This is a genomic window from Streptomyces sp. BK239, from assembly GCF_004217285.1.
Taxonomy (GTDB): domain Bacteria; phylum Actinomycetota; class Actinomycetes; order Streptomycetales; family Streptomycetaceae; genus Streptomyces.
The window spans coordinates 69,912-94,445 of sequence record NZ_SHKS01000005.1 but is presented as its reverse complement, the minus strand read 5'-3'; the positions used below and the strand labels follow the sequence as shown (position 1 = coordinate 94,445).

Sequence of the window (24,534 nt, the reverse complement as noted above, 5' to 3'; positions counted from 1 at the left end):
GGGTCAGCCCTTCGAGCCGCGCGCCAGCTGCTCGTCCAGGTCCTCGTAAGCCTGCTTCGCCTTCTTCAGGAAGTCCGAGAGTCCCTCGAGGCCCTTGATCGTCTTCGTCGCGCCCTTCGTGAAGTCGCGCATGGACTCCTCGTAGGCGCCGGAGGCCTTCTGGGTGGTGAAGCCGTTCTCGACGAGGTTCTTGACCCGCTTCTCCACTCCCTGAAGCTGGTCCTCCAGGTTGCCCATGTCGGTGATCAGGTCGTTGGCGACCTTCTCCATCTCGGCATAAGTGAGGTCTGCGTCCTTGCCCTTGGCCATGGCGGCTCTCCCTCCCGTTGTGTCGCCGCAGGGCTTTCCCCCGTGGCTCATACGCGGATCGGCGGCAGACCGCCGGTGTCCGCATGCGCAAAGAGTCTACGGGTGGGGCCAGTGGGCTCACAGGCCCGTCAGGCGCGGGATTCGTGAACCGGTGCACATCCTGTTGCGTCGGCCAAAGCGCGGAGGGCTAAGGTCGCTTCGACTGTGTTCGGCGTTCCGGGGGCGGCCGCAGCCCGGACGGGGCGGTCGGCGGGGAGCCAGCTAGGAGGACGATTCGTGCGCCTGAGTCTGACCGTCGTCGACCCGATCGGCGGCTCCAGCGCCGACGTCGTACTCGACGCCGATCCGGAGTCCTCCGTCGGTGACATCGTCCGGGAGTTGGCCCGGCACGTCGCCGGCCCCGACCGGCTCGGCAGTCATGAGGACGCCGGCGCTGAAGTCGTCCCCATCGGGGGCCGGCAGCTGCCCGAGCGGACCGTGCAGGCCTTCGTCGACGGGTACGCCCTCGACCCCGCCGCGAATGTCGTCGGTTCGCCACTGCGCGAGGGCGCCATCGTCAGCCTGCGCGATCCGGCCGGGTGTCTCCTCGGCGAGCCCACCGGGGTATTGGAGTTCCGCGTAGTCGGCGGGCCTGCCGCAGGCGCCGTGCACCGGCTCGGCGTCGGGCGGTACGACATCGGAAGCGGGCCCGCCGCACACCTGCGGATCGACGATCCCGAACTCCCGGCACGCGCCGCCACCCTCTCCCTCGCCATCGACGGCGAATGCACCGTCACGCTCCGCGGAGAAACCGAGGACGACGAAGACACCCCCCGACTCGACGGCGAACCCTTCACCGGCGGAGACTGGCCCCTCGGCGCCCAACTCGCGCTCGGTAACACGCTGTTGGAGGTCATCGGATACACCCCGCCCAACGCCGCCCTGAAGTGGTCCGAGGACGGCGCCGGTCTCGACTACAACAGACCGCCCCGGCTTCGGCCGGCGGAACGGAAGACGCACTTCCGGCTGCCGAACCCGCCCGGGGAGTACGAGGCACGACCCCTGCCGTGGCTGATGGCGCTGTTCCCGCTCGTCGGCGCCGTCGTCTCTGTCATGATCTTCGGTCGCTGGTACTACCTGATCATGGCGGTGATGAGTCCGCTGCTGCTCTTCGGCAACTACTTCATGGACAAGAAGCACGGCCGCAAGTCGCACGCCAAACAAGTGAAGGAGTACAAGGAGCACAAGGAGCGGATCGAGCGCGAAGCTCAGGAGGCGCTGGTCGTCGAGCGATCGGACCGACGTCAGGCGATACCCGATCCGGCCGCTGTCCTCACCTTCGGCACCGGGCCCCGTACCCGTCTGTGGGAACGGCGCCGCACCGACGCAGACCATCTCCTGCTGCGGGTCGGCACGGGCCGGGTCCGCTCCGAGGTGGTTCTCGACGATCCCGAGCAGGACGAGCACAAGCGCCAGGTCACCTGGAAGATCGAGGACGCGCCCGTCGCGCTGCCGCTCAGGGACCTCGGCGTCGTCGGAATCGCGGGGCCCGGCGAATCCGCGCAGGCGCTCGGGCGTTGGGCGGTCGCGCAGACCGCGGTGCTGCACAGCCCGATGGACGTGCAGTTCTACGTGCTCACGGACCACGACGCGCGCGCCCGGTGGGACTGGGTGCGCTGGCTGCCGCATGTCAGGCCTTCGGGCGGTCAGGACGTCAACGTGCTCATCGGGACCGACTCCGAGACCGTGAGCGCTCGGGTCGGCGAGCTGACGCAGATCCTCGATGCCCGCCAGAAGGCTCTCAAGGAGACCGGGCGCAAGGGGGACGGCCCCGCCTTCTCCGACCCCGACCTCGTCGTCGTCTGGGACGGCTCACGACGGCTGCGATCGCTGCCGGGTGTCGTACGGCTGCTGCGGGAGGGCCCGGCCGTCGCCATGTACGCGATCTGCCTGGACGAGGAGGAACGGTTCCTGCCGGGCGAGTGCCAGGCCGTCGCCGTGGCTGAGCCGCGTACCGTCGAGGATCCTGCGGCCGCTCCCCTGCTCGCCGCCGGGCAGCCGGCAGGCGGTTTCCCCTCCTTCCACGCCTGGCACCAGACTGCCCAGCAGCCGCTGGAGGACGCCGGGCGGGACCTCGAACTGCGGCTGCGCGTCGAGCAGAGCGGGGCCCGGCGCAAAACGGGGGTGCGGCCCGACTTCGTCTCCGCCGCCTGGTGCGGGCGACTGTCCCGGTCCCTGTCGGCGCTGCGCGACATCAGCGGGGAGACCGAGGACTCCGCGCTGCCGTCCTCCAGCCGACTCCTCGACGTGCTGCAGCTTGAGCCGCCGACGCCCGACGCGATCTCCGCGCGATGGCGGCTGGGCGGGCAGTCGACGACGGCCGTCATCGGTGAGTCTTACGACGGGCCCTTCGGTATCGACCTGCGCAGGGACGGCCCACACGGCCTCATCGCCGGTACGACCGGCTCCGGCAAGTCCGAGCTGCTGCAGACGATCGTGGCGGCTCTCGCGGTGTCCAACACCCCGGAGAACATGACGTTCGTCCTGGTCGACTACAAGGGCGGCTCCGCTTTCAAGGACTGTGTGCAGCTGCCGCACACGGTCGGCATGGTCACCGACCTCGACGCCCACCTCGTCGAGCGCGCGCTGGAGTCGCTGGGAGCCGAGCTGAAACGGCGCGAGCACATCCTGGCCGCCGCCGACGCCAAAGACATCGAGGACTACCAGGACCTCGTGCGACGGGACCCGTCACACCCGCCGGTGCCCCGACTGCTCATCGTGATCGACGAGTTCGCGTCGATGGTGCGCGATCTGCCGGACTTCGTGACCGGCCTGGTCAACATCGCCCAGCGGGGCCGTTCCCTCGGCATCCACCTCCTGCTGGCCACGCAGCGCCCCAGCGGTGTCGTCTCGCCGGAGATCCGGGCCAACACCAACCTCCGTATCGCGCTGCGCGTCACCGACGCCGGTGAGTCCTCCGACGTCATCGACGCGCCGGAGGCCGGGCACATCTCCAAGAGCACGCCCGGCCGCGCGTACGTCCGACTCGGGCACGCCTCCCTCATCCCCTTCCAGTCCGGCCGGGTCGGCGGCCGTCGGCCGGGGGCCGCGGACCCGGCGGCGCTCGCCCCCTGGGCCGGACCGCTCGCCTGGCCGGATCTCGGACGGGCCGCACTGGTGAAACCCAAGGCGGAGGCGCGTGAGGACGACGAGATCACCGACTTGAAAGTCCTCGTCGACGCGGTCCGTGAGGCGAACCGGGTGTTGGGCATCCCGGCCCAGCACTCCCCCTGGCTGCCCGCACTGGACGAGACCCTGCTCCTCGACGACATCCCGACCCCGCAGTCGCAGGGGGCCCTGCGCCCCGCCCCGTACGGCGTCGAGGATCTGCCCTCCGACCAGGCCCGCCGCCCGGTCGTCGTCGACTTCGCCTCCTTCGGGCACCTGCTGGTGGCCGGTGCACCGCGTTCCGGCCGGTCACAACTGCTGCGCACCATCGCCGGCTCACTGGCCCGTACGCTGTCCTGCGCCGATGTCCACCTCTACGGCATCGACTGCGGCAACGGCGCCCTCAATCCGCTCACCCAGTTGCCGCACTGCGGCGCGGTGGTCAGCCGCAACCAACTCGAGCGGGTCGTGCGGCTCATGGGCCGGCTCTCCGGTGAAGTGTCGCGTCGACAGGACCTGTTGGCCGAGAAGGGGTACGCCGACATCGCGGAGCAGCGAGCCGCCGCCGCGGCGGACGAACGGCTGCCGCACATCGTGCTGCTGCTGGACCGGTGGGAGGGCTGGCTGCCGACCCTGGGCGAGCACGACCACGGAGATCTCACCGACCGGATCATGGCGATGATGCGCGAGGGCGCGAGCGTCGGCGTCCATCTCGTCATCACCGGTGACCGTCAGCTCCTCACCGGAAGGATCGCCTCCCTCACCGAGGACAAGTACGGTCTGCGCCTCGCGGACCGCGGCGACTTCTCCATGCTGGACATCCACCCCCGCAAGATCCCCGAGGAGATCCCGCCCGGTCGTGCCTTCCGCGGCGGGACGGCCACGGAGACGCAGTTCGCGCTGCTTTCCGGGGACACGACCGGCCAGGGCCAGGCCGCCGCGCTGACCGCCATCGGCGAGGCGGCGGTCGTCCGGGACGCCGAGGTGCCGCGGTCGCGACGGCCCTTCCGGGTCGACGTGCTGCCCAGCCGCATCTCGTTCGACGAAGCGTGGGCCATGCGCGACCCGCAGTCGCCGGCGTCCAGGCTGTGGGCCTTGGTGGGAGTCGGCGGGGACGAGCTGAGCGCGTTCGGTCCCGATCTCGCCCAGGGGGTCCCGGCCTTCGTGATCGGAGGTCCGGCGAAGTCGGGCCGCAGCACGGTGCTGATGAACTTCGCCCGCTCCTACGCCGCCCAGGGCGTCCGTATGGTGATCGCGGCGCCGCGCCAGTCCCCGTTGCGGGATCTGGAAGGTCGCGACGGCGTGTTGAAGGTCTTCACCGGGCGGGACGTCGACGAGGACGAACTCGACGAGATCCTCGGCTCGGCCTCGCCCGAGGAGCCGATCGTCGTCCTGGTGGACGATGCCGAGGTGCTGGACGACTGCGACGCTGAGGACGTCTTCAAGCGGATCATCGAGCGCGGTGCCGAGCAGGGGCTCGCCGTGGTCATCGCGGGGGACGAGGACGAGATCTGCGACGGCTTCTCGGGCTGGCAGGTCGACGCGAAGAAGGCCCGGCGCGGGGTCCTGCTGTCACCGCAGGAGTCGTCGGCGGGCGAATTGATCGGCATCCGTACGAACCGCAGCATGGTCGGCGGGCCGATCACCCCCGGCAAGGGGATGCTGCATCTGGGCACCGGAGAGCACTTCACCGTCACGACGCCGATGTAGCCGACGGGCGGCCTGCCCGGGGCGCACGGTGCCCGTGCGCCTGCGCCCCACCCCCCCACCTGGCGCGCGGGCAGCGCGCCTGGTGGGGGCCGTGAGGGTCACGGGGTGAGGAGTTCCACCTTTACGTCTGCCGGGAAGCCTGTCGTCGGGCCGACGCGGCGGGCGAATTCTGTTACCGCTGCTAGTTGGGCGGGGCCGAAGCGGAAGTCGAGGGTGGTGAAGTACTGCTCCAGGACCCGTTCGTCGAAGGCCTCCCAGCGGGCCGCCTGTTCGGCGACCTTGGTGACCTCCTCCAGGGAGAGGTTGCGGGAGGCGAGGAATGCCTCGTGGACCTTGCGGGTGATGACCGGCTCGCGTTCCAGGTAGTCGCGGCGGGCCGCCCAGACCGCGAAGACGAACGGCAGGCCCGTCCACTCCTTCCAGAGCGCGCCGAGGTCGTGGACTTCCAGGCCGTACGTCGGGCCGTCCAGGAGGTTGGCCCGCAGGGCCGCGTCGCCGATCAGGACGGCCGCCTCCGCCTCCTGCATCATCAGGCTCAGGTCGGGCGGGCAGGTGTAGTAGTCGGGGCGGACGCCGTAGCGGTCCGACAGGAGGAGCTGGGCCAGGCGCACCGAGGTGCGTGAGGTGGAGCCCAGGGCGACGCGCGCGCCGTCCAGTTCCTCCAGGGGGACCTTGGAGACGATCACGCAGGACATCACCGGGCCGTCGCAGCCGACGGCGATGTCGGGGAAGGCGACCAGGTCGTCGGCGTTCTTCAGGAACTCGACGAGGGTGACGGGGCCGATGTCCAGGTCCCCGCTCACCAGCTGTTCGCTGAGCTTCTCGGGGGTGTCCTTGGTCAGCTCGAAGTCGAGGAGCGTGCCGGTTCTCGCGAGCCCCCAGTAGAGGGGCAGGCAGTTGAGGAACTGGATGTGGCCCACGCGGGGTCGGTTGCGAGAATTGTCCACATCGCGAGACTAGACCCCGTCCGGTACGCTCCTGTCCCCGGCCCCTCAGTCAACCGCTTCTCCTGATGTTCAAACATTCGGGTGACGTGATCTTGACCTCTATTGCGTTCGGCTGCCTGCGTGCTAGGCTCGCCGCAAGTTGCAGTTTGGTTTCCCTTGCAGTACAGAGCCTGCGGAGCATGTAACCGCGGGCTCTCGTCGTTTTCAGACGTATGCAGTTGTGCGGCACTAGCTTTCACGCTTGCAGGGTTCTGGAGCAGGGCAACCCTTTGGGCCCAAGGAGGGCTTATGGCTACCGGAACCGTGAAGTGGTTCAACGCCGAAAAGGGCTTTGGCTTCATCGCCCAGGAAGGCGGCGGCCCCGACGTCTTCGTCCACTACTCGGCGATCAACGCGCAGGGCTTCCGTTCCCTGGAGGAGAACCAGCAGGTCTCCTTCGACGTGACTCAGGGCCCGAAGGGCCCGCAGGCGGAGAACGTCACCCCCGTCTGATCGTCACGTCCGTGACATCGCAAGTCTGAGAGCAGTACCCAAGGAGCCCCGCGCCACTGTTGTGGCGGTGGGGCTCCTGCCTTTGCCTGCCTTTGCCTGCGGCGCTCGGGCGGGGGGGGCTTCACTCGGGGGAGTGGTTTGGCTGCCGCCGATCGGAGGTTGTTCGGTGGGCGGTGGTCGTGGGGGTGGTGGGGGTGCCGGTGGTTGTGGGGTCACCCGGGTGGGGGTGGGGGACGTGTCGCGTCGGTGTGTTGGTTCGCCCCCGCCGCCCCTTCCCGTCCCGACCCCGGGGGCTGCCGCCCCCAGACCCCCGCTTCGGCCCTGGACGGGCCTCGTCCTCAAACGCCGGACGGGCTGATGGGCCTCCCGCTAGCCTCGCGGCTCATGGCCGCACGCGACTTTCTCTCCGACACCCGTACCTTCTACGACGCCGTCGCCGGTGACTACGCGGAGGTCTTCTCCGAGGAGCCGGCTCGCCCCATGGATCGGGCGGTGCTCGGGGGGTACGCCGGGATCGTCGGGCGGGGTGGGGTGGTGGTCGATCTGGGGTGTGGGCCGGGGCGGGTCACGCGGTACCTGGGGTCGCTCGGACTGGTGGTGTCCGGGGTGGACCTGTCGGAGGGCATGCTCGCAGTCGCCCGGCGGGAGAATCCGGGGATTGCGTTCGAGCTCGGGTCGATGACGGAGCTCGCGCACGAGGACGGCTCCGTCGACGGGGTCGTGTCCTGGTACTCGTCCATCCACACGCCCGAGCCGGAGCTGCCGGCGCTCTTCGCCGAGTTCCTGCGGGTCCTGCGCCCCGGCGGGCATCTGCTGCTCGCCTTCCAGGCCGGGGACGAGGTCCAGCGCCACGACCAGCCCTGGGGGCACCCCGTGGCGCTGGACTTCCTGCGGCGGGAGCCCGAGCTGATGACGGGGTTGCTCGTCGCGGGCGGGTTCGAGATGGTTTCGTGGACCGTGCGGGAGCCCGAGCCCTCCTTCGGCGAGAAGGTCCGGCAGGCCTACCTGATCGCCCGCAAGCCACAGGGCGACTGAAGGGACCTCCCTGCTCACGCAGCCTTCGGCAGGATCTCGCGGCAGTCCTCCCACGCCGCACGGCTCAGCAGCGGGCGGAGGCGGGTGAACAGCGCCAGCAGGTCCGGGCCCCACCGGTCGCGGAACTCCGGGTCGTGCGCGGCGAGGTCGAGTTCGTTGGCGGCAGTCAGGTCGGCGAAGTCGCGCAGGGTGCGGGACGCAGGCGTCCACTGGACGCCGGAGAAACGGTCGTGGAAGCAGGGGGCCGGGCCGGCCAGGCCCGGGTACGTCGCCCCGCGGTCGCAGCTCGCGTACAGGTACACGATCGCCTCCGCCTCCCGCCCGATCACCCGGGCGAGCTCGGAACGGCGCTCCAGCGGGAGCAGACCGTCCGGGAAGCCGTCGGTGCCGTAGAAGGCGTGGCAGAGACCGGCGGTCTGAAGCGCCGGGCGCGCCTCCCACGCGGCGAGCCGGGAGCGTACGCGGCGGACATGGGCGAGGAGTGTGCCACCCGGGTGCGCCAGCGCGCCCGCGCCCAGATCCCGCAACAGTGCCTCGGCTCCCTCCACAGACCCGGCTTCCGTCATGGCAGCGGCCCCCTTCCTCCGGGCGACGAGGGTCGGCACCCGCTCCCACCCCCTGGCGTCCGGACGTCCACGAGGGTGCGGAGCGGGTTGCCGCCCAGGGCCCCGGGGAGATCGTCGTACGGCCCCAACTGCTCAGTCAATCCTAAGAATTTGTGGCCACCCCCAAGTCTAAGCTTGGGCCTCATGACGCTGGAGGATCTGCGGGTGTTCGTGGCCGTGTGCCGGGCGGGCAGCCTGAGCGCGGTCGCGCGGGAACTCGGGTGCACGCAGTCGGCCGTGAGCCAGCACGTCAAGCGCCTCGAACGGGAGACAGGCGTAGGCCTGCTGGAGCGCCGGCCGCGCGGAGTCGTGCCGACGCAGGCCGGCCGGATACTGGAGGCCGCCGCCGCAGAAGGCATCGCCGGGCTCGGCCTGGCCCTGCGGCAGGTGCGCGACCTGTCCGACGGCGTCAGCGGGTACGTCCGTGTCGCCACCGGCGCGACGACGGTACGGCACTTCATGTCCGACGCCCTCGTCGCGTACCGCCGCGCCCATCCCGGCGTCAACCTCGAGTTCCGCACGGTGAGTTCGGGCCGCGGCTCCTTCGACGCGCTCGCCGACGGCACACTCGACCTCGCCTGGATCACCCTCGGCCCTCCGGTGCGCGGCATCGAGCAGCGGCGGGTCGTCGACCTCCCCTGGATGCTCGCCGTACCCGCCGACGACCCGCTCGCCGGCCTCCCCCACGTCGACGTCGCCGACCTGCGCGACGTACGGCTCATCCGGCTGCCCCCGAACTCCGCCTCCGCCGCCCATCTCGACGCCTCCTGCGCCCGGTTCGGCGTCCGCTTCTCCTACGACACCGGCGTCGCCGACTGGGACACCGCGCTGCTCCTCGCCGAGCTGGGCGTGGGCCGCGCGGTCGTCCCCGCCCTGCCGGGCCTGTCCCAGCCCGCCGACGGCGCCCTGCGCCTGATCCCCGTCCCCGCGCTGCGGCCCCTCCCCGTCGGCTGGGCCGTGCGCCGCTGGGACGCGCTGAGCCCGCCGGCGCGGGCCTTCGCCGACCTGGTCATCGAGCAGCGCGGACGGACGGCCTCGGCGTCTCCCGGTGCGGCGGACTGAGCGCCAGCTCGGCCCACACCGTCTTGCCCACCTCCCGCTCCGTGACGCCCCACGTCGTGGCCAGCACGGTGACGAGGACCAGCCCCCGCCCGCCCTCCGCGTCCGCCTCCGTCACGATCCGCAGCCCCCGGTCCCCCCGCGCGTCGCTCACCTCGATCCGCAACAGGCCCTCCGGGAGCAGCAGCAGACGCAGCTCGAAGTCCCGTCCCGGCACCCGTCCGTGGGTGACGGCGTTGGCCGCCAGCTCCGCGACGACGTGCTGCGCGGTGTCGCTCACCTCCCCGTCGTGCGGGTAGCCCCACGCGTCGAGCTGCTGCGCGGTCAGCCTCCGCGCCAGGCGTGCGCCCCGGGGCGTCGCGCTCAGCCGCAGGGCGAGCTCGCCGAGGGGGGTCGGGATCCGGGTGGAATTTTCGGAGTTCACCTCACCGAGCGTGGTCGGTTGTCTCTACTCTGACCAGGGGCGACCTGGCGACTCTCCGTAGCCGTACGGATGCGCTGGAGGAGGCGTACGTGTTGTCGACAGCGACATCAGCGACGTGAGGGCGGTGCAGTGCCATGACGGACGAACGGGATCGCAGGCCGGAGACCCCGGCGGAGGCCGACGGGACGACGGGGCTGTTCACAGCGTTGGGCAAGATGCTGAAACGGCTCCGTGAGCGTAAGGGGCTGACGCAGAAGGAGTTCGGGCAACTGGTGGGGTACGGCCCGGACGCCATCTCCGCGATGGAGCGCGGCGTACGGCTCATCCGCCCGGAAGTGCTGGAGCAGGCCGACGTCCTGCTGGACGCCGGCGGCATGCTGAAGGACGCGATTCCCGAGGTGCGGGAGGCCATGGGGCGCGTTCGGACTCGGCACCCGGAGTGGTACCGGGGGTACGCGGCGCTTGAGGCGGAGGCCGTCGAGCTGCACTTCTATGCCAACCACGCCGTGCACGGGCTTCTTCAGACACTGGATCACGCGCACGCGGTCTTCGCGAAGAGGCGACCACTGTTGAGTGAGGCGACGATCGAGCAGCGCGTCGCGGACCGGCTCACTCGCCAGCAGATCTTCGAGCGCTGGCCCGCGCCGGTCGTGAGCTACGTGATCGAGGAAGTCGTGCTGGACCGGCCGATCGGCGGGCGCGAGATCCACAAGGCTCAGCTGGAACGCCTGCTGACCGTCAGCACCATGCGGAGTGTCGAGATCCAGGTGATGCCGACCCAAGTGGAGGAACACCCCAACCTGGGCAGCGCGTTCAACCTGCTGACCCCCAAGAAGCACCCTCAAGTGGCGTACACGGAGGCCCAGGGGTTCCCGCGTCTGATCACTGACCCGGAGGAGGTCAGGAAGATCGCCGAACGCTATGGGATCATGCGGGCGATGGCTCTCCCGCCTCGGGAGACACGCACGTTGATCGCGAAGAAGCTGGAGGAGCTATGAACAGCGAGAACCTCACCTGGTTCAAATCCAGCTACAGCGATGGCGAAGGCGGGGACTGCGTGGAAGTAGCCACCTGCCCCACCACCATCCACATCCGCGACTCCAAAGACCCCTCCGGTCCCGTCCTGGACCTCTCCCCCGCCACCTGGGCCGCGTTCACCTCCGCTCTCAAGTGACCTCCGGGTAGAGCCCCTCCACCTCCTTCGCGAAGTCCCGCAGGATCGCCTCGCGCCGCAGCTTCATCGACGGGGTGAGGTGGCCGTCCGCCTCGGTGAAGTCGCGGGGCAGTACGGCGAAGCGGCGGATCGACTCCGGGCGGGAGACGAGCTTGTTGGCCTCGTCGACCGCCCGCTGGAGCACGCCGTTGAGTTCCTCGTCGCCGATCAGCAGCTCCGGCGGGACGGGGTGCTTGCCGTTCATCTGGCGCCAGTGGGTGAGGCCGTCCACGTCGAGCGTGATCAGCGCGGAGACGTAGGGGCGGGCGTCGCCGAGGACGATGCACTGGGAGATCAGGGGGTGCGAGCGCAGCCAGTTCTCCAGCGGGGCGGGGGCGACGCTCTTGCCGCCCGCGGTGATGATCATCTCCTTCTTGCGGCCGGTGATCGTCAGATAGCCCTCGTCGTCGAGCTCCCCGATGTCGCCGGTGGCGAGCCAGCCGTCGGGGGTGGCGGGGACGACTCCGCCGGCGGCCGGGTCCCAGTAGCCGCGCAGCACGTGCTCGCCGGCGACGAGGATCTCACCGTCGGCCGCGATGCGGATCTTCGTCCCGGGGAGCGGCCAACCCACCGTACCCAGACGGGGCTTGAGGGGTGGGGTGACGGTGGTCGCGCCCGTGGTCTCGGTCAGGCCGTAGCCCTCGTAGATCTCGATGCCCGCGCCCAGGTAGAACGCGGCGAGGCGGCGGCCCAGCGGGGAGCCGCCGCAGATGGCGTGCCGGACCCGGCCCCCCATGGCGTTGCGCAGGCGGCGGTAGACGAGCGGGTCGTAGAAGGTGCGGGCGGCTCGCACGGTGGCGGCGGGGCCGTTGCCGGTCCCGGTCTTGTGGGCCTCGACGGCCTCGCCGTAGCGGACGGCGGTGTTGACGGCGCGGTCGAACGCGCCGACCCGGCCGCCCGACTCGGCTTTCGCGCGGGCGGAGTTGAAGATCTTCTCCAGCATGTAGGGGATGGCGAGAAGGCAGGTGGGTCTGAACGCGGCGAGGTCCGGCAGGAGTTGGTCTGCTTTGAGGCTGGGGGCGTGGCCGAGGCGGACGCGGGCGCGGACGCAGGCGACGGCGACCATCCGGCCGAAGACGTGGGACATGGGGAGGAAGAGCAGGACGGAGAGGTCCTCGGTGTCCGACTTGAAGACGGGGTAGAGGAGTTCGATCGCGTTGTCGACCTCGGTGAAGAAGTTGCCGTGGGTCAGCGCGCAGCCCTTGGGGCGGCCGGTGGTGCCGGAGGTGTAGATGAGGGTGGCGAGGGTGTCGGGCACCAACATGCCTCTGCGGATGTCGACTTCGGCATCGGCCGTGTGCTGGTCGCCGAGCTCCGCCAGCCGGTCGAGGTGCCCCTTCTCCATCACCCAGATGTGCTGGAGGTCGGGCAGCCGGTCGCGTTCGGGGCCGACAGCCGCCGCCTGGCCCATGGTCTCGGTGACGAGGGCGACCGCGCCGGAGTCCTGGAGGATCCAGCGGGTCTGGAAGACGGAGGAGGTGGGGTAGACGGGCACGGTGACCAGTCCGGCCGCCCAGGCGGCGAAGTCCAGCAGCGTCCACTCGTAGGTCGTTCGGGCCATGATGGCGATCCGGTCGCCGGGCACCAGGCCCTCGCCGATCAACCCCTTGGCGACGGAGTGGACTTGGGCGGCGAACTGCTCCGCCGTGACGTCCGTCCACTCGCCGTCCGCCGTCTTGCGGCTGAGGACCACCGCGTCCGGGGCGGCGGCCGCGTTCTCGAAGGGCAGGTCGGCGAGCGAGCCGTAGGTCACCGGGCGCGCGAGCGCCGGCACGGACGCCTCCCGCACCGCGCCGTCCAGGCGGCGTATCTCCGGCTCCACCAGCACGGGGGGAGCGTCGGGGTCGGCGTAGTCCGGGGCGGGCTCGGGGTACGGGGTGGACACGGGCGGCTCCCTGGGCGTGCAGCGACACATGACTGCTTGCTGCATGAGGTACGTGCCTCGCGTGTCGAGGCGTTCACCGGTTGGCCCCGAGTGCCGGGTTACCGCCGGTTGGGTAGGGGATCGTACGACGTTCGCGTGGGGGGTGTGTGCGGGTTCGGAGGTGGTCCGGGGGTCAGGCTGTGCAACCTCGGGGTCCCGTACGGGTCACGGGCGTTCGAGGATCGCCGTGACGCCCTGGCCGCCGGCCGCGCAGATCGAGATCAGGCCCCTGGACGGTCCCTCGCGCTCGGCGAGCAGCTTGGCGAGGGTGGCCACGATGCGGGCGCCCGTCGCGGCGAAGGGGTGGCCGGTGGCGAGGGAGGAGCCGGCCGTGTTCAGGCGGTCCCGGTCGACCGGGGCGAGCCCGCGCTTCTCCCAGGCCGCCAGCGTCGCCAGCACCTGGGAGGCGAACGCCTCGTGGATCTCGACCAGGTCGAAGTCCTCGATGCCGAGGCCGGCCCGCTCCAGCATGCGCGGCACCGCGTACGCGGGCGCCATCAGCAGGCCGTCCTCGCCGCCGGCGACGTCCCCGTGCACGAAGTCCACCGCGGCCGTCTCGTACGCGGTCAGGTAGGCCAGGGGCTGCAGGCCGCGCGCGTCGGCCCACTCCTCGGAGGCCAGCAGGACCACGGCCGCGCCGTCGGTGAGCGGGGTGGAGTTGCCCGCCGTCATCGTCGGGTCGGGCGCGTCGAGGCCGAACACCGGTTTCAGGCGGGCCAGTCGCTCGACGGTCGAGTCGGGGCGCAGGTTCTGGTCGCGGTCGAGGCCCCGGAAGGGGACGACCAGGTCCTGGAAGAAGCCGTCGTCGTAGGCGGCCGCCAGCCGTCGGTGGCTGGTCGCGGCCAGCTCGTCCTGCGCCGCGCGGCCGACGCCCCAGGCACGGGCGGTGACCGCCGCGTGCTCGCCCATGGACAGCCGGGTGCGCGGCTCGGCGTTGCGCGGGATGTCGGGGATCAGATGGGCGGGGCGCACCTGGGCGAGGGCCTTGAGGCGGGCGCCGGTGGTCTTGGCGCGGCGGGCTTCGAGGAGGATGCGGCGCAGCCGGTCGTTGACGCCGAGCGGGGCGTCGCTGGCGGTGTCGGCGCCGCCCGCGATCGCGGACTCGGTCTGCCCGAGGGCGATCTTGTTGGCGGCGGCGACGACCGCCTGGAGCCCGGTGCCGCAGGCCTGCTGGATGTCGTACGCCGGGGTGCGCGGGTCCAGCTTCGACCCGAGGACGGTCTCGCGGGCCAGGTTGAAGTCGCGGCTGTGCTTGAGGACGGCGCCGGCGACCAGTTCGCCCACGACGCCGGGCACGTCCAGCCCGTACCGCTTGGCCAGGCCGTCCACCGCCGCCGTCAGCATCTCCTGATTGGAGGCGGTGGCGTAGGGGCCGTCGGAGCGGGCGAACGGGATCCGGCTGCCGCCGACGATCGCGACGCGGCGGACGGCCCGCGGCGGACGGTTCACGGGGATCATCTCGACCTGCTCCTCAACGGTGACATAGGCTTACCGGCGGTAACCTTACTTCAGAGTAAGGACCGGCGTCACTGTCGTCATGCCCCCGCGATCGCTTGGAGTCGTACGTGGCCGACCGCTACCTGAGCCTCACCGCCACCGCGCCCGGCCGCTTCCTCACCCGGCGGCTCGGGCTGCCGCAGCCGGCCGCGCTCAGGCGCTGGAGCGCCGAACACCCCTCGCTGGACGGACACCTGCTCCACCTCACCGCCGGTGCGTCGGCGCTCGACCTCGCGCCTGTACTGGCCCGGACGGGGCTGCCGTCCGGTTCCTCGGGCTCGTCGTCCCTCGCGGCCGTCGTCCTCGACGCGACCGGCGTCCGGGACGTCGGCACGCTCGCCGAGGTGCACGCGGCCCTGCACCCGGTCGTGCGGTCGGTCGCGGCGAGCGGGCGGATCGTGCTGCTGGGCTCGCCCCTCGACCCCGAGGAGCACCACCAGGCCGCCGTGCAGCAGGCGCTGGAGGGCTTCACGCGCTCGCTCGGCAAGGAGATCGGCCGGGGCAGGACCGTGAACCTGGTCCGGCTCACCGACGCGGCCGCCGCCGAGTCCACGCTGAGGTTCCTCCTCTCCCCCAGGTCGGCCTACGTCAGCGGTCAGGTGATCGGCGTGGGCGCGGGCGCGGTCGCCGTCCCGGACGACTGGAGCCGCCCGCTCGCCGGCCGTACCGCCCTCGTCACCGGCGCCGCCCGCGGGATCGGCGCGGCCGTCGCCGAGACGCTCGCCCGGGACGGCGCACGGGTCGTCGTCCTGGACGTCCCGGCGGCGGAACGGGACGCCCGGGACCTCGCCGCCCGCCTCGGCGGCGGCGCGGGCGCGCTCCCCCTCGACATCACGGCCGCCGACGCCGGCGAGCGCATCGCCGCCGAAGTCCCCGACGGGATCGACGTGCTGATCCACAACGCGGGCGTCACCCGGGACCGCCGGCTGGTCAACATGCCCGCCGAGCGCTGGAGTTCGGTGCTCGACGTCAACCTGGCGAGCGTGCTGCGGACCACCGACGCGCTGCTCGCCAAGGGCGCGTTGAGACCCGGCGGGCGGATCGTGGCCACCGCGTCCATCGCCGGGCTCGCGGGCAACGCGGGCCAGACCAACTACGGCGCGAGCAAGGCGGGCGTCGCCGGGCTCGTCCGCGCCCTCGCGCCGCGCGCCCTCGCCGAGCACGGGGTGACGGTGAACGCGGTCGCGCCGGGCTTCATCGAGACGAAGATGACCGCCGCGGTGCCGTTGTTCATCCGCGAGGCGGGCCGCCGTATGAACTCCCTCGCCCAGGGCGGGCTGCCGGTCGACGTCGCCGAGACCACCGCCTGGCTCGCCCATCCCGCGTCCGGCGCGGTCAACGGGCAGGTCGTGCGGGTGTGCGGGCAGAGCCTGCTGGGGGCGTGATGACGACCGTCTCCCTGCCGGCGCCGCCCGCCCTCACGCCGCTCCTCGCCCGGGGCGCGCTGCTCTCCCCGTTCAAGCGGCCGCACCCCGACGCCGGCCATCCGCGCGTCCGTCTCGTCCTGCCCCGGCTGCGGGTCGACCAGGCCCGGCTGACCGCGTACGAGCGGGTGTGCGGCTTCGGCGCGGGCGAGGACACGCTGCCGGTCACCTATCCGCACGTCCTCGGCTTCCCGCTGGCCATGCGGCTGATGAGCGACCGGCGCTTCCCTCTGCCGCTGCTCGGCCTGGTCCACACGTCGATCGAGATCACCCGCCACCGCCCGCTGCCGGTCGCCGGGTGCTACGAACTCGCCGTGCACGTCGACCGGCTGGCACCGCACCGACGCGGCACCGAGGCGACCGTCGTGACCGAGGCACGGGACGGCGGCGAGCTGGTCTGGGAGTCCCACAGCACGTATCTCGCACGGCACCGCACTGCGGGGGCGGCCTCGTCGGGGGCCGGCACCGGGGACGGGGTGTCTCTCGCAGGCGACCCGCGGACCCCGTTGCCCGTGCTCGACGAGTGGCGGCTCGCCGCCGACGTGGGCCGCCGCTACGGCGCCGCCTCGGGTGACCGCAACCCCATCCACCTGCACCCCCTCACCGCCCGCCTGTTCGGCTTCCCGCGTGCCATCGCCCACGGCATGTGGACCGCGGCCCGCTGCCTCGCCGCCCACGGCACCCCGGAGGCGGTCCGGGTGCGGGCCGGCTTCCGGGCGCCGGTCCTGCTGCCGGGAACGGTGACCTTCGCGACGGACGGCACCCGCTTCGAGCTGCGCGGGCCGGGGGACGAGGGGCGGCTGCATGTGAGCGGGCGGGTGGAGCCCCTCGACTGAGGGACCGGGCTAGGCCTCCGGCGGGGACCAGGGGCGGCCCGCCATCAGGTTGCCCAGGCCCGCCCAGGCGAAGTTCATCAGCGTCGCCGCCGCCTGCCGGGGTGTGCCGCCCTCGGTGGCGTTGGCCCAGGCGGCCAGCGACTCGGCGGCCCCCACCAGGGCCTCGGCGAGGCCGCCGACCTCCTGTTCGGGGAGGTCGGGCGCGCGATGCGCCTCACGGGCGGCGACGGCGATCAGATGGGTCACGAAGGCGACGATCTCCGCGCGCATCGCGGCGACCTCGGCGGCGAACGGCTCACCGTGGGTGCGGGCCTGGAGGTGCAGCACGGACCAGGCGTGCGGGTGCCGGCCGGTGTGCGCGAAGAAGGCGAGCAGGCCGTCCCACAGCCGGCGGTCGGCGGGCACGTCGGTGCGCACGCCGGAACGCACCGCGTCCACCAGCGCCTTCGCCTCGCGCCGGATGCAGGCGGTGAAGAGGTCTTCCTTGGAGTTCAGGTACAGGTACACCAACGGCTTGGACACGCCCGCCAGTTCGGCGATCTCGTCCATCGACGCGGCCATGTACCCCCGCCGCCCGAAGATCTCCACGGCGGCGTCCAGCATCTGCTGCTCACGGACGGCGCGTGGCATCCGCTTGGTCTTCACGGCACCCATGGGGCAAGCCTAGTTGGGGGGCGGCGCGGTGGACTTCCGTACGCCGGCCCGAGGTCCCGCGAGGCTACGAGATCTGCCCCTGCGGGCGGGCGGAGTCGGCGGCCTCGTCCTCCTGGGAGCGGTTGGCCTCCAGGTTGGCCTTCATCCGGTCCACCCGGCGCACGACCGTCTCCGAGGCGCGGTCGCGCTCCTTGCGCAGCAGGACGAAGCTGAGCGGCGCGGAGATCACCAGCGCGAGCAGGATGATCCACATGCCGTTGGACTGGCCGAGGCCGCGCGGAACCACACCGAAGTAGACGAGACCCCAGACGGCCACGAGGCAGCCTGCGAACACACCGAGGCGCATCAACGTGTAGCGGAGCATCTCAATCCAGTCTTCCGGTCGGTCGGACGTGGGTCCGTCGGATATGGGTCCGTTGTCCAGTGAAGCACGCCGGGGGACCGATCTTGCACGGGGGTTGCGGGGCCGGTCAGTTCAGGGGCAGCACCAGCGTGATGTCGTCCCGGTCGTCGCCGGGGGCCACCCGGATCGCGCCGGGGACGCGGCCGACCTCCTTGTATCCGCAGGAGGCGTAGAAGTCCTCCAGGCCGAGGCCGCCCCGGCAGGACAGCCGTATCGCCTCGACCCCGTCGAAGCCGCGGGCCGCCTCCGCGGCGGCGGCGAGCAGGTCGCGGCCGTGGCCCTTGCCCTGGTGCTCCGGGTGCACCATCACCGTGTAGAGCCACACCCAGTGCGTCATCAGCCGGTGGGTGTTGAAGGTGATGAACGCGGTCGCCGCGACCCGGCCGCTCTCGTCGTGTCCGACGAGCAGACGGGTGCGGCCCTCGGCGATCTGCGCGAGGGCCCGCACCAGCTCGGGCCGGATCGCCTCCCGGGAGACCGGCGCGACGAAGCCGACGGCTCCGCCCGCGTTGCTGACGTCCGCCCAGAGGTCGAGGACGCCGTCGCGCAGGTCGGGCGTGACGGCGGGGTCGAGAGTGAAGGTAAGTGGCACAGGCCAACATTAGCCCTTACCGCTGTTTGGAATCACCGTGATGCTCACGACAGTGCGCGAGCCGCCGTCCTCAGATCCGCGACCAGGCCCCGGTACGCGGCCTCGCGGTCGTCGGCCCGCAGGACGGAGGAGGGGTGCACGGTGGGGAGCAGGCGCTCGGGGCGGCCGTGGATCTCCCGCTCCAGGAGCGTGCCGCGCGCCTCGGTGACCTTGAACGAGGAGCCGAGCAGCGCCTTCCCGGCGGTCGCTCCCAGCACCACGATCAGCTCGGGCTCCACGATCGCCAGCTCGGCCGCCAGCCAGGGGGCGCAGGCCGCCGCCTCCCTGAGGGTCGGCGCCTTGTGGATGCGGCGCTTGCGGGGTTCGGCCCGGGTGAACTTGAAGTGCTTGACGGCGTTGGTGACGTACGCGTCGGCGGGGTCCATTTCGGCGTCGGCGAGGGCCCGGTCGAGGAGCTTGCCGGCGGGGCCCACGAAGGGTTCGCCCTGACGGTCCTCCTGGTCGCCGGGCTGCTCGCCCACGAGCATGAGGCGGGCCTGCGCGCTGCCCGCGCCGAAGACGGTCTGGGTGGCCGCGTGGTGCAGGGGGCAGCCTCTGCAGTGGGCGGCGGCCTCGCGGAGGGGGGCGAGGCCTGTCGGTGTCTTCGGGACGAAGGGCGCGGCGGTGTACGCGTCCTCGGGAGCCTTCGTGCCGGCCATGCGGGACGGGTACCCGGTTCGGGGCGAGTGTTCCTCGCCCCCGCCGCCCTTTCCCGTCCTTACCTGGGGGCTGCCGCCCCCAGCCCCCCGCCATCGGCCCTGAACGGCCCTCGTCCTCGAACTCCCCCGGAGGAGGCACCCCCGGACGGGCTGAAAAGACCGCTGGTCCGGAGTCAGACTCGCATCGGTTGGGGGGATTCCCGGAGGAGGGGGTCGGGGCCTTCGTACTCTCGGATGATCTCGTAGCGGGTGTTGCGTTCCACGGGGCGGAAGCCGGCGTCGCGGATGAGGTCCAGCAGGTCCTCGCGGGTCAGCTTGTTCGGCGTGCCGTAGTTGTCCGCGTCGTGGGTGATCTTGTACTCGACGACCGAGCCGTCCATGTCGTCCGCCCCGTGCTGCAGCGCGAGCTGCGCGGTCTGCACGCCGTGCATGACCCAGAAGACCTTGACGTGCGGGACGTTGTCGAAGAGGAGACGGGAGACCGCGAAGGTCTTCAGGGCCTCCGCGCCGGTCGCCATCTGGGTGCGGGCCTGGAGGCGGTTGCGGACCTTGCCGTCCTGCATGTCCACGAAGTCGTGCTGGTAGCGCAGCGGGATGAAGACCTGGAAGCCGCCCGTCTCGTCCTGGAGCTCACGCAGCCGCAACACGTGGTCCACGCGGTGGCGGGGCTCCTCGATGTGGCCGTAGAGCATGGTGGCCGGCGTCTTGAGCCCCTTCTCGTGCGCCAGCCGGTGGATGCGCGACCAGTCCTCCCAGTGGGTGCGGTGGTCCACGATGTGCTGGCGCACCTCCCAGTCGAAGATCTCCGCGCCGCCGCCGGTGAGGGACTCAAGACCCGCGTCGATCAGCTCGTCGAGGATCTCGGAGGCCGACAGACCGCTGATCGTCTCGAAGTGGTGGATCTCCGTGGCCGTGAAGGCCTTGAGCGAGACGTCCGGGAGGGCGGCCTTCAACTCCCGCAGCGAACGCGGGTAGTAGCGCCACGGCAGGTTCGGGTGCAGACCGTTGACGATGTGCAGCTCGGTGAGGTTCTCCGACTCCATCGCCTTGGCGAGCTTGACGGCCTCCTCGATGCGCATCGTGTACGCGTCCTTCTCCCCCGGCTTGCGCTGGAAGGAGCAGTACGCGCACGACGCCGTGCACACGTTGGTCATGTTGAGGTGCCGGTTGACGTTGAAGTGCACGACGTCGCCGTTCTTGCGCGTCCGCACCTCGTGCGCGAGGCCGCCGAGCCAGGCCAGGTCGTCCGACTCGTACAGCGCGATGCCGTCCTCGCGGGTCAGCCGCTCACCGGAGCGGACCTTCTCCTCCAGCTCGCGCTTGAGCCCGACGTCCATGATCATCCCTCTCGTAGACAGACTTCGTACACCGTACGCCCGTGGAAGTCCTAGACCTCCTCGGGCAGCTCACCCACCCGGTTCTCCCACTTCGTGGAGAGCACGATGGTGGTGCGGGTCCGGGAGACGCCCTTCGTCCCGGACAGCCGCCGGATGATCCGCTCCAGACCGTCGACGTCGTTGGCCCGCACCTTGAGCATGAACGAGTCGTCGCCGGCGATGAACCAGCAGTCCTCGATCTCGCTGAGGTCCTTCATCCGGGCGGCCACGTCCTCGTGGTCGGCCGCGTCGGAGAGGGAGATCCCGATGAGGGCGGTCACGCCCAGACCGAGGGAGGCGGAGTCCACCGTCGCGCGGTAGCCGGTGATCACGCCGGCCGCCTCCAGCCGGTTGATGCGGTCGGTGACGCTGGGTCCCGACAGGCCGACGAGGCGCCCCAACTCCGCGTAAGAGGCCCGGCCGTTCTCCCTCAGGGCCTGGATGAGCTGCCTGTCCACCGCGTCCATGCGATCGAGCCTTCCGAAAGAGTTCCTGAAGTGATGAGACGTACTGCGACTTGCTCAGATGGCGTTCAGGGCGTGCGGGTTCCGCCGCCGCCCTGGGCCCGGCCGAGCTCGCCCTCCCAGCGGCGGTACAGCCCGTGCCCGACGCCCGCCGCGTCCAGCACCCGGCCCGCGACGAAGTCGACCAGGTCCTGGATGTGGGTCGCGCCCGCGTAGAAGGCGGGGGAGGCGGGCACCACGCTCGCGCCCGCGTCGTCGAGCGCCACGAGGTGCCGCAGCGTCTGCCCGTTCAACGGGGTCTCCCGGACGGCGACGACCAGCGGCCGGCGCTCCTTCAGCGTCACGCTCGCCGCGCGCTGGAGGAGGTCCTTGGACAGTCCGACGGCCACTCCGGCCACGCAGGCCGTGGACGCCGGGACGATCAGCATCCCCTTCGTGGCGTACGACCCGGAGGACGGCCCCGCCGCCAGGTCCCCCGCGCCCCAGTACCGCACCCCGTCCAGGCTCACGTCGAAGGCGTCCGGCTTGCCGTCCGCGCCCCGCGCCAGCCATTCGCGCAGGTCGTCCCGCCAGTGGGCGTCCCGGAACGAGATCCCCGTCTCGTCGAGCAGCGTGAGCCGCGAGGCCCGGCTGACCACCAGGTCGACACTCTCGCCCGCGGCGAGCAGCGCCCGCAGGACAGCGGCGGCATAGGGCGTACCGGACGCCCCGGAGACCCCCACGATCCAAGGCACGCGCTGCTTTTCTCCTGCGTTCACACCTTGAGCGTACCGGTGGGCGCGTGGTCAGACGGTCAGACCCCGCACCGCGAGATCGAGCAGCGCGCACACGAACAAGGCGATGCCGATGAAGCCGTTGACCGAGAAGAACGCCCTGTTCACCCGGGACAGGTCGTGCGGGCGGACGATGGTGTGCTCGTAGACGAACGCGCCGGCGACGATCAGCAGGCCCAGCCAGAAGAACGCACCCGCGCCGGTGGCCAGGGCGTACCAGACGAACAGGCCCGTGGTGACCGCGTGGCAGACGCGGGCGCCCCAGATCGCCGCCGGGACGCCGAAGCGGGCCGGGACCGACCTGACGCCGATCTCGCGGTCGGTCTCGACGTCCTGGCAGGCGTAGATCAGGTCGAAGCCGCCGATCCAGACTCCCACGGCGAGCCCGAGGATCACCGCGTCCCACGACCACTCCCCCGTGATCGCGAGCCAGCCGCCGATCGGGCCCATCGCCTGGGCCACACCCAGGATGGCCTGGGGGAAGTTCGTGAAGCGTTTGCCGTAGGGGTAGACCACCATCGGGACCACGGCGACCGGGGCGAGCGCCAGGCACAGCGGGTTCAGCAGGGCCGCCGCGCCCAGGAAGACCGCCAGCGCGATGAGCGCGCCCGTCCACGCGTGCCGCACCGACATCGCGCCGGTGACCAGCTCGCGCCCGGCGGTGCGCGGGTTCCGCGCGTCGATCTCACGGTCGATGATCCGGTTGACCGCCATCGCGAAGGTGCGCAGGCCCACCATGCAGACGGTGACCAGCGCGAGCCGGCCCCAGTGGACGTTGCGGTCCAGCTGGAACATCGCGGTGAGGGCGGCGATGTAGGCGAAGGGCAGCGCGAAGACCGAGTGCTCGATCATCACCAGGCGCAGGAAGGCTTTCGTGCGTCCCGGCTGCTGCGGGAGCGCCGCGGAGGCGGAGGTCACAGCCCGTACTCCTTCCAGCGGCGGTCCACCAGGGACGCCGTCTCCGGGTCCGACAGGACCATGTCGGGCCAGCCGCCGTCGCGGGTGTAGCCCTCCTCGGGCCACTTCCTCGTCGCGTCGATACCCGCCTTGCCGCCCCAGAACTGCTGGTAGGAGGCGTGGTCGAGGTGGTCGACCGGGCCTTCGACGAGGGACAGGTCGCGGGCGTAGTCCGTGTTGCCGAGGGCGCGCCAGGCCACCTCGTGCAGGTCGTGGACGTCGCAGTCGGAGTCCACGACCACGATCAGCTTGGTCAGCGACATCATGTGCGCGCCCCAGATCGCGTGCATGACCTTCTGCGCGTGCTTGGGGTACTTCTTGTCGATCGAGACGATCGCGCAGTTGTGGAAGCCGCCCGCCTCGGGCAGGTGGTAGTCCACGATGTCCGGGACGATGATCTTCAGGAGCGGGAGGAAGAAGCGCTCCGTCGCCCGGCCGAGCGGGCCGTCCTCCGTCGGCGGGCGGCCGACGACGATCGACTGGAGCAGCGGGCGGCGGCGCATGGTGACGCAGTCGATGGTGAGCGCGGGGAACGGCTCCTGCGGGGTGTAGAAGCCGGTGTGGTCGCCGAAGGGGCCCTCCGGGAGCATCTTCCCCGGCTCCAGCCAGCCTTCGAGGACGACCTCCGCCTGCGCCGGAACCTGGAGCGGCACGGTCTTGCAGTCGACCATCTCGATCCGCTTGCCGGCGAGGAACCCGGCGAAGAGGTACTCGTCGATGTCGCCGGGCAGCGGGGCGGTGGAGGCGTACGTCACGGCGGGCGGACAGCCGAAGGCGATGGCGACCGGGAGGCGTTCGCCGCGGCGGGCCGCCACCTGGTAGTGGTTGCGGCTGTCCTTGTGGATCTGCCAGTGCATGCCGATGGTGCGCCGGTCGTGGCGCTGGAGGCGGTACAGGCCGAGGTTGCGGATCCCGCTCTCCGGGTCCTTGGTGTGGGTCAGGCCCAGGTTGAAGAAGGAGCCGCCGTCCTTGGGCCAGGTGAACAGCGCGGGCAGCCGGTCGAGGTCCACGTCGTCGCCGTGCAGGACGACCTCCTGCACGGGGGCGTCCTTCACCTTCTTCGGCGGGACGTGCGCCATCGCGCCGAGCTTGCCGAAGGCCTCGCGGACGCCGACGAAGCCGTGCGGCAGCTCGGGCTTGAGCAGACCGCCGATCCTCTCGGAGATCTCCGCGTACGAGGTGAGGCCGAGGGCCTTGAGGAGCCGGCGGTCGGTGCCGAAGACGTTCATCGCGAGGGGCATCGCGGAGCCCTTCACGTTCTCGAAGAGCAGCGCCGGGCCCTGGGCCTTCTGCACCCGGTCGACGATCTCCCCGACCTCCAGGTACGGATCGACCTCGGCCTTGACGCGCTTGAGGTCGCCCTCGCGTTCCAGGGCCCTGAGCAGGGAGCGAAGATCGTCGTAAGCCATGGGGCCAAGTATCCCCGAGCGGCTACCCTGACCCAGTACCTGGGGCCCTCAGGGGTCCTTGCACCTGCGCAAGGCCCTCGGACCGCGGCCCCGACCACGACTGCTCTGAGAGGCCCCCATGCTCCGGGTACTGATGTTCCTGGTGCCGCTGGCGTTGAGCGTGTACGCGTTCATCGACTGCATCAGCACGAAGGACGACGACATCCGCCACATGCCCAAGCCGCTGTGGGCGATCCTCGTGCTGCTGTTCCCTCTCGTCGGCTCGATCTCCTGGCTGATCGCGGGCAAGAAGCGCAGCCCGGCCGCCGAGGGCTGGTCGGGCGTCCGCGGCGGCCGGCAGCGCGGAGAGTGGGTCGCGCCCGACGACAACCCCGAGTTCCTGAAGTCGCTGGACGAGGAGGAGAAGAAGCGGCGCAAGGACGACGGCGAGCAGCCCTGACGCGGTTCCCACCCGCCGGACCTCGCCCGGCCGGCCTCACGCGGTCTGGCACACATCAACACTCCCTCCTTACCCTGGCGTCGTAGACCGGCCACGGGGGAGGTGCGGTGCACGGACAGTTGTACGGACGGGGGGCGCTGTTCGACG

Annotated in this window: 24 protein-coding genes; 9 read left to right on the top strand and 15 right to left on the bottom strand. The window is 71.3% G+C overall.

Going from position 1 to position 24,534, the window contains the following annotated elements:
* Positions 1-3: 3 nt before the first annotated feature.
* Entirely contained in the window at positions 4-309 is a 306-nt protein-coding gene (locus tag EV567_RS16810; RefSeq protein WP_242620856.1) for a WXG100 family type VII secretion target, read from the bottom strand.
* Between the two features lie 276 nt (positions 310-585).
* Between EV567_RS16810 and EV567_RS16805 the strand changes: the two genes are divergently transcribed.
* Positions 586-5,166, top strand: a complete 4,581-nt coding sequence (locus tag EV567_RS16805) for an FtsK/SpoIIIE domain-containing protein (RefSeq protein WP_130440858.1) — start codon at positions 586-588, stop codon at positions 5,164-5,166.
* A gap of 98 nt (positions 5,167-5,264) precedes the next feature.
* Here EV567_RS16805 and EV567_RS16800 read toward each other — a convergent pair whose 3' ends face one another.
* Complete coding sequence (locus EV567_RS16800; protein ID WP_130440856.1) at positions 5,265-6,113, bottom strand: menaquinone biosynthetic enzyme MqnA/MqnD family protein; 849 nt, start codon at positions 6,111-6,113, stop codon at positions 5,265-5,267.
* Between the two features lie 288 nt (positions 6,114-6,401).
* Between EV567_RS16800 and EV567_RS16795 the strand changes: the two genes are divergently transcribed.
* Complete coding sequence (locus EV567_RS16795) at positions 6,402-6,605, top strand: cold-shock protein (protein WP_003974443.1); 204 nt, start codon at positions 6,402-6,404, stop codon at positions 6,603-6,605.
* Positions 6,606-6,989: 384 nt separating this feature from the next.
* Positions 6,990-7,640, top strand: coding sequence for a class I SAM-dependent methyltransferase (locus EV567_RS16790; RefSeq protein ID WP_130440854.1), 651 nt, complete (start codon positions 6,990-6,992; stop codon positions 7,638-7,640).
* A gap of 14 nt (positions 7,641-7,654) precedes the next feature.
* On the opposite strand, the gene EV567_RS16785 is transcribed toward EV567_RS16790, so the two are convergent.
* A complete protein-coding gene (locus EV567_RS16785; protein ID WP_130440852.1) occupies positions 7,655-8,206 on the bottom strand; it encodes a DUF6817 domain-containing protein in 552 nt (183 codons plus the stop codon).
* A 183-nt stretch (positions 8,207-8,389) separates the two neighbouring features.
* Between EV567_RS16785 and EV567_RS16780 the strand changes: the two genes are divergently transcribed.
* The gene (locus EV567_RS16780) at positions 8,390-9,307 is read left to right on the top strand and encodes a LysR family transcriptional regulator (protein WP_130440850.1); all 918 of its coding nucleotides are present in this window, start codon (positions 8,390-8,392) and stop codon (positions 9,305-9,307) included.
* On the opposite strand, the gene EV567_RS16775 is transcribed toward EV567_RS16780, so the two are convergent.
* Entirely contained in the window at positions 9,255-9,728 is a 474-nt protein-coding gene (locus tag EV567_RS16775; RefSeq protein WP_207228786.1) for an ATP-binding protein, read from the bottom strand. The two genes, EV567_RS16780 and EV567_RS16775, sit on opposite strands and share 53 nt — an antisense overlap.
* A 134-nt stretch (positions 9,729-9,862) precedes the next feature.
* On the opposite strand from EV567_RS16775, the gene EV567_RS16770 reads away from it, so the two are divergent.
* Together EV567_RS16770 and EV567_RS16765 are read left to right on the top strand one after the other, a co-directional pair.
* Positions 9,863-10,726 (top strand): helix-turn-helix transcriptional regulator, encoded by an 864-nt coding sequence (locus tag EV567_RS16770; RefSeq protein WP_130440848.1) that lies wholly within the window; start codon positions 9,863-9,865, stop codon positions 10,724-10,726.
* Complete coding sequence (locus EV567_RS16765) at positions 10,723-10,902, top strand: DUF397 domain-containing protein (protein WP_130440846.1); 180 nt, start codon at positions 10,723-10,725, stop codon at positions 10,900-10,902. The genes EV567_RS16770 and EV567_RS16765 overlap by 4 nt, the downstream gene beginning before the upstream one ends.
* Here EV567_RS16765 and EV567_RS16760 read toward each other — a convergent pair.
* Entirely contained in the window at positions 10,895-12,826 is a 1,932-nt protein-coding gene (locus EV567_RS16760; protein WP_242620855.1) for a long-chain fatty acid--CoA ligase, read from the bottom strand. The genes EV567_RS16765 and EV567_RS16760 overlap by 8 nt on opposite strands.
* Positions 12,827-13,030: 204 nt before the next feature.
* The gene (locus EV567_RS16755; protein ID WP_130440844.1) at positions 13,031-14,323 is read right to left on the bottom strand and encodes an acetyl-CoA C-acetyltransferase; all 1,293 of its coding nucleotides are present in this window, start codon (positions 14,321-14,323) and stop codon (positions 13,031-13,033) included.
* Positions 14,324-14,430: 107 nt separating this feature from the next.
* On the opposite strand from EV567_RS16755, the gene EV567_RS16750 reads away from it, so the two are divergent.
* Together EV567_RS16750 and EV567_RS16745 are read left to right on the top strand one after the other, a co-directional pair.
* The gene (locus EV567_RS16750) at positions 14,431-15,747 is read left to right on the top strand and encodes a 3-oxoacyl-ACP reductase (protein ID WP_130440842.1); all 1,317 of its coding nucleotides are present in this window, start codon (positions 14,431-14,433) and stop codon (positions 15,745-15,747) included.
* Positions 15,747-16,622: a MaoC/PaaZ C-terminal domain-containing protein gene (locus tag EV567_RS16745; RefSeq protein ID WP_130440840.1), complete on the top strand. Its 876-nt coding sequence runs from the start codon at positions 15,747-15,749 to the stop codon at positions 16,620-16,622. Before EV567_RS16750 ends, EV567_RS16745 begins: the two co-directional genes overlap by 1 nt.
* Positions 16,623-16,631: 9 nt before the next feature.
* Here EV567_RS16745 and EV567_RS16740 read toward each other — a convergent pair whose 3' ends face one another.
* The 9 genes from EV567_RS16740 to EV567_RS16700 all read right to left on the bottom strand — a co-directional run bounded on the left by EV567_RS16740 (position 16,632) and on the right by EV567_RS16700 (position 23,948).
* Complete coding sequence (locus EV567_RS16740; RefSeq protein ID WP_130440838.1) at positions 16,632-17,276, bottom strand: TetR/AcrR family transcriptional regulator; 645 nt, start codon at positions 17,274-17,276, stop codon at positions 16,632-16,634.
* Between the two features lie 64 nt (positions 17,277-17,340).
* Positions 17,341-17,640, bottom strand: coding sequence for a DUF4229 domain-containing protein (locus tag EV567_RS16735; RefSeq protein ID WP_130440836.1), 300 nt, complete (start codon positions 17,638-17,640; stop codon positions 17,341-17,343).
* A 106-nt stretch (positions 17,641-17,746) separates the two neighbouring features.
* Complete coding sequence (locus tag EV567_RS16730) at positions 17,747-18,271, bottom strand: GNAT family N-acetyltransferase (protein ID WP_130440834.1); 525 nt, start codon at positions 18,269-18,271, stop codon at positions 17,747-17,749.
* A gap of 44 nt (positions 18,272-18,315) precedes the next feature.
* Positions 18,316-18,969, bottom strand: a complete 654-nt coding sequence (locus EV567_RS16725) for a UdgX family uracil-DNA binding protein (protein ID WP_130440832.1) — start codon at positions 18,967-18,969, stop codon at positions 18,316-18,318.
* 173 nt (positions 18,970-19,142) lie between these two features.
* Complete coding sequence (gene mqnE, locus EV567_RS16720; protein ID WP_130440830.1) at positions 19,143-20,306, bottom strand: aminofutalosine synthase MqnE; 1,164 nt, start codon at positions 20,304-20,306, stop codon at positions 19,143-19,145.
* 50 nt (positions 20,307-20,356) lie between these two features.
* Positions 20,357-20,812 (bottom strand): Lrp/AsnC family transcriptional regulator, encoded by a 456-nt coding sequence (locus EV567_RS16715; RefSeq protein ID WP_130440828.1) that lies wholly within the window; start codon positions 20,810-20,812, stop codon positions 20,357-20,359.
* 65 nt (positions 20,813-20,877) lie between these two features.
* Positions 20,878-21,543: a UbiX family flavin prenyltransferase gene (locus tag EV567_RS16710; protein WP_130441638.1), complete on the bottom strand. Its 666-nt coding sequence runs from the start codon at positions 21,541-21,543 to the stop codon at positions 20,878-20,880.
* A 51-nt stretch (positions 21,544-21,594) separates the two neighbouring features.
* Positions 21,595-22,500, bottom strand: coding sequence for a menaquinone biosynthesis prenyltransferase MqnP (gene mqnP, locus EV567_RS16705; RefSeq protein WP_130440826.1), 906 nt, complete (start codon positions 22,498-22,500; stop codon positions 21,595-21,597).
* Positions 22,497-23,948: a menaquinone biosynthesis decarboxylase gene (locus tag EV567_RS16700; protein ID WP_130440824.1), complete on the bottom strand. Its 1,452-nt coding sequence runs from the start codon at positions 23,946-23,948 to the stop codon at positions 22,497-22,499. The genes mqnP and EV567_RS16700 overlap by 4 nt, the downstream gene beginning before the upstream one ends.
* Before the next feature lie 118 nt (positions 23,949-24,066).
* On the opposite strand from EV567_RS16700, the gene EV567_RS16695 reads away from it, so the two are divergent.
* The gene (locus tag EV567_RS16695) at positions 24,067-24,387 is read left to right on the top strand and encodes a PLD nuclease N-terminal domain-containing protein (protein WP_130440822.1); all 321 of its coding nucleotides are present in this window, start codon (positions 24,067-24,069) and stop codon (positions 24,385-24,387) included.
* The last annotated feature ends 147 nt before the right edge of the window (positions 24,388-24,534 follow it).

Bases quoted from the DNA above. Each gene is read 5' to 3' on its own strand.
- EV567_RS16810 (WP_242620856.1), bottom strand. From the start codon at position 309: ATGGCCAAGGGCAAGGACGCAGACCTCACTTATGCCGAGATGGAGAAG.
- EV567_RS16795 (WP_003974443.1), top strand. From the start codon at position 6,402: ATGGCTACCGGAACCGTGAAGTGGTTCAACGCCGAAAAGGGCTTTGGC.
- EV567_RS16790 (WP_130440854.1), top strand. From the start codon at position 6,990: ATGGCCGCACGCGACTTTCTCTCCGACACCCGTACCTTCTACGACGCC.
- EV567_RS16785 (WP_130440852.1), bottom strand. From the start codon at position 8,206: ATGACGGAAGCCGGGTCTGTGGAGGGAGCCGAGGCACTGTTGCGGGAT.
- EV567_RS16780 (WP_130440850.1), top strand. From the start codon at position 8,390: ATGACGCTGGAGGATCTGCGGGTGTTCGTGGCCGTGTGCCGGGCGGGC.
- EV567_RS16770 (WP_130440848.1), top strand. From the start codon at position 9,863: ATGACGGACGAACGGGATCGCAGGCCGGAGACCCCGGCGGAGGCCGAC.
- EV567_RS16765 (WP_130440846.1), top strand. From the start codon at position 10,723: ATGAACAGCGAGAACCTCACCTGGTTCAAATCCAGCTACAGCGATGGC.
- EV567_RS16755 (WP_130440844.1), bottom strand. From the start codon at position 14,323: ATGATCCCCGTGAACCGTCCGCCGCGGGCCGTCCGCCGCGTCGCGATC.
- EV567_RS16745 (WP_130440840.1), top strand. From the start codon at position 15,747: ATGACGACCGTCTCCCTGCCGGCGCCGCCCGCCCTCACGCCGCTCCTC.
- EV567_RS16740 (WP_130440838.1), bottom strand. From the start codon at position 17,276: ATGGGTGCCGTGAAGACCAAGCGGATGCCACGCGCCGTCCGTGAGCAG.
- EV567_RS16735 (WP_130440836.1), bottom strand. From the start codon at position 17,640: ATGCTCCGCTACACGTTGATGCGCCTCGGTGTGTTCGCAGGCTGCCTC.
- EV567_RS16725 (WP_130440832.1), bottom strand. From the start codon at position 18,969: ATGGCCGGCACGAAGGCTCCCGAGGACGCGTACACCGCCGCGCCCTTC.
- mqnE (WP_130440830.1), bottom strand. From the start codon at position 20,306: ATGGACGTCGGGCTCAAGCGCGAGCTGGAGGAGAAGGTCCGCTCCGGT.
- EV567_RS16715 (WP_130440828.1), bottom strand. From the start codon at position 20,812: ATGGACGCGGTGGACAGGCAGCTCATCCAGGCCCTGAGGGAGAACGGC.
- EV567_RS16700 (WP_130440824.1), bottom strand. From the start codon at position 23,948: ATGGCTTACGACGATCTTCGCTCCCTGCTCAGGGCCCTGGAACGCGAG.
- EV567_RS16695 (WP_130440822.1), top strand. From the start codon at position 24,067: ATGCTCCGGGTACTGATGTTCCTGGTGCCGCTGGCGTTGAGCGTGTAC.